We start from the raw sequence: 15,308 nt of genomic DNA on the forward strand, positions 1-15,308 counted from the left end.
ATTGATGAGATTGAAAAAGCAATGGACAGCCAGGGCAATGAGCGTTCTTCTGGCAGGCGCAATGACAGTTTCCGGAATTCCGGCTACGGCACAGGCAGCAGAGCCGGAGACAGTTACAGAGTCAGTTACGAATACAGTTACAGCGGTACAGCACGGGTACCAGGCAGTGATAAATGAATATGTACCTGTGACAGACGGAATGATCTATTATGTGGACAGTGAAACGGGAAGCGACGAAAACGATGGAACATCAGCAGATAAAGCATTTAAGACTCTGGAAAAAGTAAATGCAGTAAACCTCCAGCCGGGGGATTCCATCCTGCTGAAAAAGGGAAGTATCTTCGATAACCAGCGTCTGTATCCAAAGGGAAAAGGAACAGAGGAAAGACCTATTCTGATCAGCAGCTACGGTGAAGGTAATATGCCGGTGATCAATGCAGGCGGTTTTCGAAAGACAGGGGCTGCCAATCCAGACGGAACACCCGGATATGCAGGGTATAAAGAAGCAATTTTGATTGAAAACATGGAATATACTACGGTTACCGGTATTGAGGTAACCAATGACGATGATTTCACGGTGAACTGGCAATCCGGTGCATCCAACAAGGATGATGAACTGCCAAGAAGGCTGGGAATCCATGTAACGGTGGATGAACGGGCAGTAGAAACTTATAAAGGGCTGGATGAGCGTTCGTATAAGGGCATTGTGATTGACGGCTGCTATGTTCATGATGTAGATGGAAATGAAAACAGAGGTGTGAATAAAGTCGACGGTGGCATTGGGATTGAGGTTATTTTTAGTTCCAAAGCGGGCGTTTATCCTTATTTTGACGGTGTTACCATTCAGAATAATCAGATTGAGAAATGTGACCGTACCGGAATCAAAGGAATCCGTATTTCGGATTTAGACAATTTCCGACACAATGATCCCAGTAAAAGCGATTATGATCCCAATAATGACGCGGACAATAATGGGGCAAATGACGGGTCCCGCAGTAATAATATCCGTTACAAAGATCAGGCTCAGAGAAACTATAAGGTTCTGAATAATGATGTATCGGATATTGGAGGAGACGGAATTCTGGTATGTGAGACAAAGGGAGCAGTTGTAGAAAATAACTTACTCCACAATCATACCATGCGTGCCACTCCGGGAGCCAATGCGGGAATATGGTCCTGGAATGCATTTGACACCATGTTCCGATATAACGAAAGTTATGGCGGACCTTCTTATAATCAGGATGGATGTTCTTACGACAGTGATTATTACAGTGCAGGGACAATTTTTGAATATAACTACAGTCATGATACTCCAATGGGATTTATGCTGTTAATGGGTGGTAACGATACAGATGTTATCCGCTATAATTTAAGTCAGAATGATGGTATGGTAATGAGGCACATTGCAGCTGGAAGCAGTACGCCAAGTTATATCTACAACAATGTATTTTATTATAATGGAGATAACTGGAAGTGGTCTTTGGGATCTCCTAACTCCGTAGCATCAAACTGGAATTTTTACAATAACATTTTCTACAACACCAGTACCAAGAGTAACGGGGAATGGGGAAATGTGGACTGGTCAAAGGCAGGCACTGCCAATAACCTGGTCTATAATGCAACCGGAACTTATTCGGAAAAAGAAATTGCAGGTGCAATCCACGGAGATCCGGAGTTTGTTAAACCCGGAGGCGGTGCAGACAGGGCAGATGGAAATAAGGATAATATCTGGTCCTCTCTGGAAGCTTATCAGATTAAGAACAGTTCAATAGCGATTGGAGCAGGTACCTATGTAAATGTGGTGCCCCAGACCAAACAGTCTAATGCAGGACAGTGGGATTATACATCTGACCGTAATGCAACACAGGATTTCTACGGCAATCCGCTGTATAACGGAGTACCGGACATTGGTATCCACGAAACTGCAGATACCGGAACCCGTGATTTCACAATAGAAAAAAATGCTGTTTACCGTGTTATGAACACAGATCAAATGTCTTATCTGGAAATAAGCGGAAACGAACTGGCATTGAATAAAGAGGAAGACAATAATCAGGGATTCACATTTGTGGGAACAAAAGACGGAGTAAAGATCCGCATATGGGATTCCGAAGCAAACAGTTATCAGTATCTCGCTATTGTAAATGATACATTTGCTTTATCCGAGACCGATCAGACCGTATGGCAGACAGAAGATCTTCACAATGGACTGTTCCGTCTTCATGATGGAAATCAATACCTGAGTCTGGCAGACGGAAAAGTCACATTAGAAGCACCGGCAGATACAGCGGCACAGCAGTGGTATCTGAAACTGGCAGAGCATTCTTCTTCTTTTAACAGCGGCGGCGGGGAGATTGAAGGATATTCCCCTGATCAGGCATTTGATGCAGAAAAAGGGAAGTCCGGTTATTATGGTGAAGTGAAACAGATCAGCGGTACGGCAGCAGGAGCAGATGAAGTTTATAACACCGCTCTTACCGGTGCAGAATTTGGCTATAAGATCTATGCCAAACAGGGCGAATACAACGTGAAGCTGAATTTTGCCGAGTTAGAAGGCGTAAAAGACAGAACGTTTGATATTCTGGTAAATGGTGAGCAATACGATGTCTATACAATCACGGATACCGCCTCTGTAAAAGAAATAGGTTCGGTATATCCGGTGGACGGAATCATTGATATTCGTCTGGCAGCCGCATACAATGGAGACGGAATAGAAACAGACGCTATCTTAAACGGTATTTCACTGGAAAGAAATGCAATGTCTGATGTCAATATGCGACTGAACTGCGGTGGAGATGCTTCTGATGGTTTATATGCAGATGCCCGGTTCCCCGCAGGCGGCAGCGGATATTATGGAGAAAATACAGAGACAGAGGCAGGCAACAGACTGCCTGATCCTGATGCAGGAATGGGAACCGTTTTAAAATCTGCAAGATCAGGACAGGATTTTGGATACAAATTTAAAGCCCAGCCTGGAAATTACAGAGTAAAATTGTACTTTAATGAAGTAAATGATGAAGAGCATATCTTCAGCATTGCCTTAAACGGAAAAACTATTAAGGAAAACTATAGCATTAAAAAAGAGGCAGGCGGAAAAGAAAAAGCAGTGGACATTACGGCCTATACGGAGTCTCAAAATGGTTTGATTGATATTCACTTTACTGCAGCAGAGGGATCTTTGGCCATGGTGAATGCTATTGTAGTAGAGCCGTATGCAGGTATCGAAGGTGACAATCTGGCAGTTGGCAAAACAGTGAGCGCCAGCTCCGAAAAGGGCAGCAATACGGCAGACAAGGCTATTGATAATAATCAGTCCACACGCTGGTCGGCTGAGGACAGCGGAGACCAGTGGTATCAGGTAGATCTTGGAAAGAACTACATGATTAACAATGTGGCGGCAGACTGGACCCCGGGTGCTTATGCCACCAAATACCGTGTGGAGATCTCCGAGAATGGTGTGGATTTCACTACGGCGGCATCTGTAAATGCAGCATTGCCGGGATTAAATGTAACTACCCTGGATTCAGAAGTGGCACGTTACATACGGATTACAGGAGAAGAAAAAAATGCTTCCTGGGGAATATCCATGACAGAGCTTGGTGTGTATGGAACAGAAGTACGTGGAAATGCCCGGGTGAATGTTGCGACAAACCATGCAGACGGCACAGAAAATAATTATGATCTGATTATCGGTGCCCAAAATATCTACAAACGTTATAAAACAATGACGGTTAAAATGAGTTATGACAGCCATCTTGCAGAATTTGTGGAAGCAAAGACAGATTTAAACACCGGAGCACTGGTCAATGTCTCCACGTCGCAGCCGGATCTTTCTAACCCGGACAATGCGGTGGTAACATCTGTCTTCAGTATCAAAAAAGCAGATGGATTTATGGAAACGGCAGAAATTTTATCCGCCAGATTTAAGGCTTTAAGTCAGGAGAAAACGCCAATCTATACGGAAATTGCCCTGACCAATGCGGCAGGACACGTAACAACCCTTCCGGTAAAAAAAGTATTTATTCCGGATGAAGTAAGCAAGGAGCAGTTAGCGGCATTTATTGAAGAGGCAGTTGTGCTTCATGATGAAGCTGAAGTAGGCGATATGCGCGGACAGTATCCAAAGGAAGCGAAAGATGCATTCCATGAGGCCATTCGGTCAGCACAGGAAACAGCCGGGAATCCGGATGCTGCAGCGGACAGCTATAAAGAATCTTATCTTGCGCTTGAAGAAGCGGTGACAGTATTTAAGAACAGCGTAGTTGTTGCAAAATATACCAACTACCACAGAGATTATAACATAGATACAGAAGCCAATTATTCCGGCGGAACTGCAGCGGTTGAGAACCAGGCACTGAAGCTGAGTCTGTCAGGAGGCGGAAAAGTACATGTAGTAGACCAGGATTCCACCCCATTAAAAGAAGGCACTTATTATACCAGATTCTCCGTAAATAATTTATCAGACCAGACAAGGTTTGTAATTAAGCTTACAACCGGGAACGAGATAGTAGTGGGAATTGACGGAAACAGTAACTGGTTCTGGGAAGACGGCAAAACCTATGGATACTTTAAAGGCTTTGGTGTAAGCGTTAATACAGAATATGAATTACAGGTGAATCTGGTGATGACCGGAGCGAATACCTGTACATTAGAACCAGTTGTGAATGGAGTTTCCCTTGGAAAATCCGGAAATATTTATCATGACGGCGCAGCAGGCAAGGCAGGATTCTCTACCAGAAATGTTGCAAGAACCTTTACCGTCAAAGAGTTCTATTTCACAAATGCACCAAAACACGTGATCAATGTAACGGCTTCGGGAAAAGGAAGCGTCAGCCAGACCGGCGCAGTAACTGCGTTTGAAGAAGCGGACAAGACGTTATTCTTTACTCCGGAAGAAGGGGAGCGTATTACGAAGGTTCTGGCAGACGGTGTGGATGTAACAGACGAAGTACAGGACAACAGTTATACTTTTGCGTATATTCGTAATGACCATACTCTGGAGGTCACATTTTCAGGTGACGGAGGCAGCGGTGAAGAGACAGAAAAGGTTACCTACCATCAGGACTACAGCGTAGACGATAGGGCTGACTATGCGGGAAATCTGATGGAGAGCAGTGTAGTAGAAGAAGATGGCGTAAAGATTAAGCTGAACAAGGGCAGTGACAATAATTTCCCAATGGCAATTGATACAAATGCTCCGGAAATTACAGAAGGAACTTTCTATACCAGGTTTGCCATTGATAACCTGAGTGACCAGAGCCTGTTTGATATCAAGACAGGGGACGGCGGATTTATCCGCATTGGATACGAAGTAGATCCCCAGGCGGCAACACCAAGGGCGGCATGGTTCTATGATAAGTCCGGCAATAATCCGGGATGGGGAGATTTTAACCAGACAACCCCGCTTACAGCAAACCAAGAGCATACGCTAAAAGTTACGTTTACGAAAAATGGAACAACAAATTATGACATTACACTTTGGGTGGACGGCGAAAATCTTGGAACAAAAACGTTAGCTTATGCACAGACACCCGGAAAGTTTGGATTTGGTGCCAGAAGAACAGGTAAGACTTATACAGTCAAAGAGGTATATTACACTACAGAAGAGGAGTATAAGATTGATGTAACAGCAGGGGATCACGGTGCGGCAAGCCAGGAAGGTGATGTAACTGTATTCGGACTGAGCAGCAAGACCATTTTCTTTACACCGGATGACGGATATGAGGTGGACAAAGTACTGGTAGACAACGTAGAGACAGAAGTAACCGATGCTCAATATACCTTTACGGATATTACAGGAAACCATACCCTTGCAGTATCCTTTAAAGAGACAGAGGCTCCCGCCGTTGATAAATCAGCTTTACAGAATCTGTATGATGAAAACACCGGTAAAAAAGCAGAAGATTATACTGAAGAGAGCTGGGCAGCTTTTGATACGGCAATGAAAGCAGCGAAAGCAGTATTAGACAGCGGGACAGCAGACCAGGCGGCAGTGGATGCAGCGAAGGAAGCGCTGGAAACGGCAGCTGGAGGCTTACAAGCAGCAGAACCTCAGCCGGTAGATAAAACAGAATTGCAGGGATTGTATGATAACAATACCGGTAAAAAGGCTGAAGATTATACCCTGGAGAGCTGGAATACTTTTGATGGGGCAATGAAAGCAGCCAAAGAGGTACTGGACAGTGAATCTGCGGACCAGGATGCAGTAGATGCAGCAAAAGCGGCACTGGAAGAGGCAATTAAAGGTCTGGTTCCGGCTGAAATTCCGGATCCGGCAGATAAAGCTGAATTACAGGCACTTTATGACCAGAATGCAGATAAGGCAGCAAAAGATTACACAGAAGAAAGCTTTGCCGTATTTGATCAGGCTATGAAAGCGGCAAAAGGGGTACTGGACAGCGAAACAGCCACACAGGACGATGTGAATCAGGCGCTGCAGGTATTAAGAGATGCCATTGCTCAGCTGAAAGATGCAGGAACAGAGGAAGATATCAAAGGGGCGCTTCGGCTGCTTTATGAGGCAAATACCACTAGAGAAGAAGCAAAGTATACGCCGGATTCCTGGAAAGTATTTGCAGATGCCATGGAAGAAGCAAAACGAGTGCTGGATGATCCGGATGCAGTGCAGGAACAGGCAGATGCAGCAAAAGATGCATTACAGAACGCAATTAATGGTTTGGCAGATGCAGATCCAGTTCCGGAAGTCAATAAAACAGCACTGAAGAATCTGTATGATGCAAATTCCGGAAAAGACCAGTCGAAATATACGCAGGATAGCTGGAGTGCATTTGTAAATGCAATGAATCAGGCTGAGATGGTATTAAATGACAGTGAAGCAACTCAAGAACAGGTTAATGCAGCTCATGCAGCATTAGAAAAAGCAGCGGCAGGACTTACTGAAATTCCGGTACCAGTTATAAAAGTAACGGGAGTAAGCCTGGATAAGCCGGCAGTGACCTTTACAAAAGCAGGAGAAACTGCACAGTTAAGGGCTCAGGTTGCTCCGGAAGATGCGGCAAATAAAAATGTCACCTGGAAATCTACCAATACAAAGTCGGTAACCGTAGACCAAAACGGACTGGTAAAGGCAGCGGCGAGCGGTTCCGCGGAGATTATTGTTACTACGGAAGACGGCGGAAAAACAGCCGTTTGTAAAGTAACGGTAAGCATTCCGGATCCGGTTGTAAAAGTAACCGGCGTGAGACTGGCACAAAAGAGTGCAGTTTTATCAGCGAAAGGGGCTTCTGTAAAACTAAGTGCAGCCGTATTGCCGAAAAATGCATCAAATAAAACAGTGACCTGGAAATCTAAAAATAAAAAAGTTGCGGTGGTTGATGCAAAGGGAAAAGTAACTGCAGTTGGAAACGGAACCACAAAGATCACCGTTACCACAAAAGATGGTAAAAAGACTGCAGAATGCACAATCGAGGTACAGATTGTGAAGAAACCGGTAAAAGTAACAGGAACAAAGGTAAATAAGACTACCAGGACCACCTTAACCGTATCCTGGAATAAAGTAAAAGGCGCTGATTCTTATAAAGTATATGTTTATAAGTCAAATAAGAAATGGAAAGACTTTGCGGCTACAAAAAAGACAAGCATTACATTAAAAGGTTTGCCGGCAGGAACAAAGTACACGGTGAAAGTCGCAGCGGTGAATAAAGGCGGACGGGGAGCTTACTCTTCCGGCGCTTCTGCAGCAACAAGACCGGCAGCAGCCAGATTAAACCTTGCGAAGAAGAATGGTTCAGGCAGTGTAAAGCTTTCTTATAGTAAAGTCAGTGGAGCCAGATACGACATTTACATGAAGACCGGTAAAGGAAGTTACCGGAAAGTAACCACAGCCACGAAGACAAATGCAGTGGTAAAGGGGCTGAAAAAAGGAAAAAACTATCGTTTTAAAGTACGTACTTATATCAGAACCAATGGAAAGAACTACTACGGCAGTTATTCCAATGTATTAAAGTATAAGGCGAAATAAAGGGAATCAAGGTATTATTACCTGTCGGCATCTGAAAATATATCAAGAAATCAAACGTTTGTGCATAGTCCCCACCGGATGCACATGGTAGAATACATTTACAAAGTGAAAGGGAGGAAACAAATAATGAAGAAAAAAGTAATTAGTGCAATTCTTTGTGTATCAATGGTTGCAGGTATCTTAGCAGGATGCGGCGGCTCAACAGGAAGCAGTACAACGGAGGCCGGGAAAACAGAAGGAACGCAGGCAGCCGCAACACAGGCAGGTACAACCGAAGCCGGCACAGACGAAGCTAAGGGGGAAACAGCTGCAGCAGATGACACAGAGAAAGCAGATGCAAATACAGAACTGAGCGGAACATTGGTGGTTGCCCTTTGGGATAATGTTTCCATGCAGTTATTTGAGGATCTGGATCTGGCCGGAAAATTTCAGGAAGTGTATCCGGATGCCAACATTGAATTTGAGAAACTGAAAGATGATTCTGAGTACTGGAACGCAATGAAAATGCGTGCATCCGCCAATCAGCTTCCGGACATTATGTTTAATAAGACCTTTACCCTGTCAAGATTTAAAGATTATTTAGTTGACCTGTCTGATACAGAGGCTAATAAAAATAACAATATTGCAGAGGGCTATGCAGTTGATGGAAAAGTATTAGGTCTTCCGGAAAAAATGACAGCAGAATATGTGTATTACTGGAAAGATATGTTCAAAGAAGCAGGCGTAGAAGTGCCCTCAACCTGGTCAGAGCTGGAAGAAGTTTCTAAGAAGCTGCAGGAACATTTCGGAGCAGATAACGGTGACTTTATGGCAATTGCAATGGGCGGCAAAGATGAATGGCCAACCTATCCATTTACCGAGTTCATGCCGGCACTGGAAAGCGGAAACGGACAGAACTGGAATACAATGGCAACTCAGGACGAGCCATTTTCGGAAGGAACGGATTTCTATAAGGCATATACAAAGATTAACAGCTTATTCACCTCCGGCGTATTTGGAAAAGATCCGGTAGGTATCGGTAATGATCAGGCTACTGCATTATTTGCACAGAAGCAGGCAGCGATGGTTGCATCCGGCGGATGGGCACTTACCAGTATCTCAGAAGGTGCTGACAGCACAGATGAACTGGGAACCTTCTACCTGCCAACCAGGGAAAAAGCAGAAGATCCATTCAGAGCAATTACACAGGGTGATAACTTTATGTCTATTACCACACATGCAAAGAATCCGGAGTTGGCAAAAGCTTTTGTAGAATTCTACTTTAGTGATGCATGGTACCCGGAATACATCAAATCCCAGGCGGATGATAATACCATGAAGACGGTTCAGAAAGACAAAGACCCGATACTTGCACAGGCTGATGAGTTACAGCCGGACAAAGAACTTGTTATGTATGACGGCGGCGGTGATGACTTTACTGCACTGGTAGCAGAGACCACCTTTGATTATAAAAAATTAGGGGCTGAAATGCTGGTAAATGGATTTGATCTTCCGTCAGCACTAAATGACCTGAATACAAAATGGAAAGCAGCGAGAGAAAAATTAAGTATTAAATAAATAGGATAAGGGCTGCCTCAGCACAACTGTTGCAACAGTCTGTAATGGGGCAGCATTTTTTATGCAAGTAAGGGCGTATTTGAAAAATGCAGAACAATTTTCAATCGCCATCCAGAGGAGAAATGGAGGGATCTCATGAATAGTTTAACGAAAAAAAGGAATCGATTTATCATTCTGAGTCTGTTAGTTCCGGTTGTATTACTGGTGGCATTCGTTGTATTTCCGGCAGTGGATTTATTTCGAATGAGCTTTACGAATTGGGACGGGTACTCAGCAAACAGCAATTTTATTGGAATTGACAACTACATATCCATGTTTAAAAATAAAGATCTGTGGCTGTCCCTTCGCAATAATGGTATCTACTTTGCAGTCCATCTGTTAATGATTCCGGTGGAAATGGCAATAGCGGTCATCTTAACCTCTAAATTAAGAGCAGCAAAGGCCTATAAGACAATCGTATTCCTGCCCTATATCATCAATGGTGTAGCAATCGCATATGCATTTTCTTACTTTTTTTCACCGGTAAATGGTGCATTTGATTCTATATTAGAAGCATTGCATCTGGGCGGACTGAGCAGAAACTGGTTATCCGATCCGAAGATCGTAAACTTTGTTCTGGCATTTGTATCTTTATGGAAATTCAGCGGTTACCATATTGTATTATTTATAGCCGCATTACAGTCCGTACCCAAAGATATTGTTGAGGCAGCAAATGTAGATGGTGCAAATGCATTCCAGATCTTCCGTTACATTCAGGTTCCGTCCATTTCCCTGGTACTGGATTTCATCTTATTTGACAATATCAGAGGTGCATTACAGGTATTTGATATCCCGTTTGTTATGACCCAGGGAGGTCCGGGATATGCTTCTTCCACATTTACACTTTATACCATTAAGACGGCATTTACCTTTAACAACTTTGGTCTGGCTTCTACTATGGCAGTTGCAATTATGATCCTCATTGTGATTATCTATGTAGTACAAAACAGAGTGCTTCACATTGGGAAACCAAAGCCGCAGAAGGTATTAAAAATCAGAAGAAAGGGAGGGAAATAATATGAAGTCAGGTAAATCTAAGAGAATTATGACCCAGTGCGCAAAGCAGCTGATTTGTATCGCCATGGTTATCATTGTAGTACTTCCTATTATACTGACTCTGTTTGCAGCCTTGAAGACAAGGGGAGACATGATTAAGACATCCCCTCTGCTCCTGCCGGCACTGGATAAAATTACCTTTGAAAACTTTGAAAGGGTATTGGGAGATAAATATTTATTAGTAGGGTTTAGGAATACGTTTTTAATTGCATTTATCAGTATTATTTTCAATATCATGCTGGGATCGGTAACCGCATTTATTCTGGAACGTTTTGAATTCCGTTTTAAGAAAGTTGTATTTGCACTTTTTTTCCTTGGAATGCTGATTCCTACCTTTGTTACCGAAATTGCAAGGTTTAAGATAATACAGGGAATCGGGGCTTATAATACCCTGGGTGCACCAATCATTATTTATGTGGCATCGGATCTGATGCAGCTTTACATTTACCGGCAGTTTATATCCAAGATATCCGTATCGCTGGATGAGAGCGCTTTGCTGGACGGATGCGGTTATTTTGGGCTGTTTGGCAGAATAATTTTTCCGCTGCTGGCACCGGCAACCGCAACTGTGGTGATTATTAAAGCAATTACAATTATTAATGACATGTACATTCCATACTTATATATGCCAAAGAATTCTCTGCGGACACTTACTACATTCCTGATGAACTTTGCCAATGCCCAGCAGGGATCGTGGCAGAGACTGGCAGCAGGTATTATTATCGTAATGATACCTACGGTTATTATCTACATTTTCTTCCAGAAATACATTTTGGAAGGGGTTTCAGCAGGAGCTGTTAAGGAATAGGTTAAACACCCCTTTGGCCTTTGTAAAATACCCGGATATCATTGTAGGACTTCAAATTCCATGCTATAATAGGGATTATGAATTATGGTCATAAATGGCATCAGGAGTAATAACAGACAGAGGGGATTTGTATGGAGAAAGATGATAAAAAAGCATTGAGCATGCAGAGTTTCGTATTTGACTCGTTATTAAATAATATGAATGCTGTGTTGTATGTAAGTGACATAGAAACGGACGAGATTATATTTATGAGTAAAAACATGCAGGAGATCTTTGGGGTGGAAAATCCGGAAGGAAAGATTTGCTGGCAGATTTTACAGCGGGGAATGAACCACCGGTGTTCTTTTTGCCCGATTGCACATTTGCTGGAACAGGACAGCGAAACGCCTTTCTTCGTCTGGGAAGAAGAGAATACGGCTACGGGACGTATATACGAAAATTATGACAGTCTGATCAGATGGGCGGACGGCAGGCTGGTTCATTTACAGCATTCCGTTGATATTACGGAATTCAAGCGCATTACGGAAATTGCAAGTAAGGATGAGTTAACCGGGATGTTTAACCGGCGTGCAGGGAAATTAATGCTGCAGGAAGCTTTAAAAAAACTGCAGGGAACGGAAAGAACCCTGTGTGTATGCCTTTATGATCTCAACGGATTAAAACAGATCAATGATGTATATGGGCATTATGAGGGAGATAAAAGCATCTCCTATATAGCGCAGGCTGCACTGGATAATTTAACAGCGGATGATATGGCATTCCGGCTCAGCGGAGATGAATTTGTAATTATTTTCATGGATATCTGCCTGGAGGAGGCAGATGGCAGGGTACGTTCCATTCAGAAAGATCTGAAGCAGATTGTGAAGGAAAAGGCAGTTTCACATGAAGTATCCTTCTGTTATGGGATTGTGGAAATAACAGGAAAGGACGAATTTTCTGTATCCAAAGTTATATCCCTGGCGGATGAGGAAATGTATCGTCAAAAAAAGGTGTATCACATCAAAAAAGCAGAAGAGAGATTAAGCGGAAGTCTTTCTGAATATCAGGCTGCAGTAGAGGATTTTGATTATGATAAAGAGCACCTGTATGATGCTCTGATGGAGAGCACAGATGACTACATATACGTAGGCAACATGAAAACCGGTACTTTTCGGTATTCTCCTGCCATGGTAGAAGAATTCGGGCTTCCGGGGCAGGTTATCCCTAATGCGGCAGCCGTCTGGGGGAGTCTTATTCATCCGGATGATAAAAAATGTTTTCTGGAAGCTAATCAGGAAATTGCCGATGGAAGGGTAAATACTCACAATGTAAAATACCGGGCACAAAAACCCAGTGGGGAATGGATCTGGTTAAGATGCAGAGGTTACCTGATCCGCGATAAATATGATATTCCGGAACTGTTTGCAGGATTTATATCAAAAGTGAAAGATCCTTCTCTGGATTGAATATAGCGATAAAGCATGGATGCCATATTATTCTGGCAGAGGATATCAATGCTTTATCGCTTTTGTTATTGAATGGGAATTTCACAGGACATAAAACAGGACGGTCTGACATATGCTGTGAGTAAGAGATGTACAGGCAGGAGATACGGATGAAGGTACTCGTCTTTCTTTCTACTTTTATGATTCCCTTTGTTATATTTTATATTGTGGGATACGGACTGCTAATGAAGAAAAATGTTTATGAAACATTTATAAAAGGTGCGGTGGATGGATTTCACACCGTAATCCAGATCATGCCTACGCTGATCGGGCTTATGGTTGCAGTTGGAATACTGCGTGCTTCCGGATTCCTGGATATGCTTTCCGGTGTGCTGGGAGGGCTGCTGCAAAATGTGGGTTTCCCGCCTCAGCTGATGCCGGTCGCAATTGTAAGGATGTTTTCTTCCAGTGCGGCAACGGGGCTGGTATTGGATATTTTCAAGGAATATGGACCGGATTCGGCAATGGGGATACTTACTTCGATTATGATGAGTTGTACGGAGACCATATTTTATACCATGTCGGTTTATTTTATGACGGCAAAAGTAAAGAAGACCAGGTATACATTGGCAGGAGCACTGGTGGCTACGCTGGCGGGGATAATTGCAAGCGTTGTCCTGGCCGGGAGGATGTAACCGGAATTGACGTGCCTATTTTTAGATGCTAAAATGAACTCAGCAAAGTGCTTATACAAAAGCATTTACTCAATCAGATGAGTAAAAGGAGAGGGCAGGTAGCATCATGTTTAAAGTAATGATTGTAGATGATGAGATTTTCATTATCTCTCTGATCGAGAAACTGATCGACTGGGAAAAGTATGGGATGTGTATTGTTGGAACGGCAGATAATGGAATGACAGCTTTAGAAGAGGTGAAGCGGCTGCAGCCGGATATCATTATTGTAGATGTCCGCATGCCGGGGTATGACGGAATTACGTTTATGCAGAAAGTGCGGGAGTTAAATGATAAAGTAAAGTTCGTGGTCATCAGCGGACATAAGAAGTTTGAATATGCAAAAAGTGCAATGCAGTATAATGTGGAAGACTATCTCTTAAAGCCTGTCAGTAAAAATGAACTGGAGCAGATCCTGCAGAAACTGGGAACAAAGCTGGAGTCGGAGAAACAAAATGAAGCGGTTCTGAAAAAGCTGGATAATCAATTGGGCGTAAGCAAGGGGAAGCTTCGCTCTTATTTTTTTGAACGTATATTAAATGGCAGTCTGAATATTCCTCCGGAGGATCTCGCGGCAGTGAACCAGACTTTTTTTACAACTTTTAGTCTGGGGATTTTTCAGGTTATCTGTGTGAAGTTAGATGCAGCAGAGTCTATTCCGGATAAGAATTTTACGGATACGTTAATCGGGCGGGTACAGGAGCTGATGGCGGATGGGCTGGCTGGCTGCTGCTTTGAGTGCCTGGTTAAAACAGAACAAAATAGCATTACTATGCTGTTGAATTACCAGGCAAACCAGAGAGAGGAAGTCTGGAAAAAGCTCAGGGATAATTTTAAAGGAATCCAGGAAGTGTTGGTTAAATTTGAACAGTTATATATTACAATGGGGATGGGAAGAGAGGTAACGGGGCTTTCTGGTTTTTCGGAGAGCTATGGCTCTGCTGAAAAATGCCTGTATACCAGAACCGCACTTGAAATTGGAGCTATTATACAGGATTCTATGGTTAAAGAAGATCCCGGAATAATTGATATTATATTTTCAGATGAAGCCAGGGTAAGACTTGCAGAGTCATTTAAAAGCTTTCAGGTTGACAAGATTAAATTACAGGTTCTGGGGGCATTTTCGGCGGGGGATGAATACCGTTACCGTGATACATGCATTTATCATGAGATACTGCAGTTTATTCACCGGAAGTTTTATGAATATCTCAGGCAGATTGACATTTATAAAGGCAGTTATGAAGATTTGGAAGTACAGCTGATGGAAAAGCTGCTCTGGTGTTATACGCCCAGGCAGACAGCAGCCGCGCTGATGGATCAGATCAGTATTTTTATTGAAGAATATACACAGAACAGCAAAGGTGGTGAGAACCCTTCCATACGAATTGCGAAAAAGTATATTGCCGAAAATTATGCCAAGAATATCTCAATGGCATCTGTAGCAGAGGTGGTCAATCTGAGCGGTGTATATTTCAGCGTACTTTTTAAGAAAGAGGTTGGGACAAACTTTGTTGATTATCTGAATCAATACCGGATTGATATGGCGAAGAAGCTGTTAAAAGATGTGAGGTATAATGTAAACGAGGTGGCAGGACTTGTGGGATTTTCCGATGCCAGATATTTTTCCAAGATGTTTAAAAAAAACGTAGGGGTTAAGCCAACGGAATATCGAAGCAGAAATGTAACGTAAATGATTTGTTAAAATTGAATTA

General features: G+C 43.0%; 7 protein-coding genes. All 7 read left to right on the forward strand.

Annotation, left to right across the window (positions count from 1 at the left end; all coding sequences use genetic code 11):
- The first annotated feature begins 4 nt into the window (after window positions 1–4).
- Complete coding sequence (locus QR40_RS17110) at window positions 5–7,981, forward strand: Ig-like domain-containing protein (RefSeq protein WP_044296105.1); 7,977 nt, start codon at window positions 5–7, stop codon at window positions 7,979–7,981.
- Window positions 7,982–8,107: 126 nt separating this feature from the next.
- Window positions 8,108–9,538, forward strand: a complete 1,431-nt coding sequence (locus QR40_RS17115) for an ABC transporter substrate-binding protein (RefSeq protein ID WP_044296106.1) — start codon at window positions 8,108–8,110, stop codon at window positions 9,536–9,538.
- A gap of 135 nt (window positions 9,539–9,673) precedes the next feature.
- Window positions 9,674–10,594 carry a carbohydrate ABC transporter permease gene (locus QR40_RS17120; RefSeq protein ID WP_027295501.1) on the forward strand — a complete coding sequence of 307 codons (921 nt, stop codon included), beginning with the start codon at window positions 9,674–9,676 and terminating at the stop codon, window positions 10,592–10,594.
- Between the two features lies 1 nt (window position 10,595).
- Complete coding sequence (locus QR40_RS17125) at window positions 10,596–11,441, forward strand: carbohydrate ABC transporter permease (protein ID WP_027295502.1); 846 nt, start codon at window positions 10,596–10,598, stop codon at window positions 11,439–11,441.
- Window positions 11,442–11,572: 131 nt separating this feature from the next.
- Window positions 11,573–12,886: a sensor domain-containing diguanylate cyclase gene (locus QR40_RS17130; RefSeq protein ID WP_052430902.1), complete on the forward strand. Its 1,314-nt coding sequence runs from the start codon at window positions 11,573–11,575 to the stop codon at window positions 12,884–12,886.
- A gap of 149 nt (window positions 12,887–13,035) precedes the next feature.
- Window positions 13,036–13,560 carry a spore maturation protein gene (locus QR40_RS17135; protein WP_027295503.1) on the forward strand — a complete coding sequence of 175 codons (525 nt, stop codon included), beginning with the start codon at window positions 13,036–13,038 and terminating at the stop codon, window positions 13,558–13,560.
- Between the two features lie 106 nt (window positions 13,561–13,666).
- Entirely contained in the window at window positions 13,667–15,286 is a 1,620-nt protein-coding gene (locus QR40_RS17140) for a response regulator (RefSeq protein ID WP_027295504.1), read from the forward strand.
- Window positions 15,287–15,308: the final 22 nt, after the last annotated feature.

The sequence above is a fragment of the Robinsoniella peoriensis genome, from assembly GCF_000797495.1.
Classification (GTDB): domain Bacteria; phylum Bacillota; class Clostridia; order Lachnospirales; family Lachnospiraceae; genus Robinsoniella; species Robinsoniella peoriensis.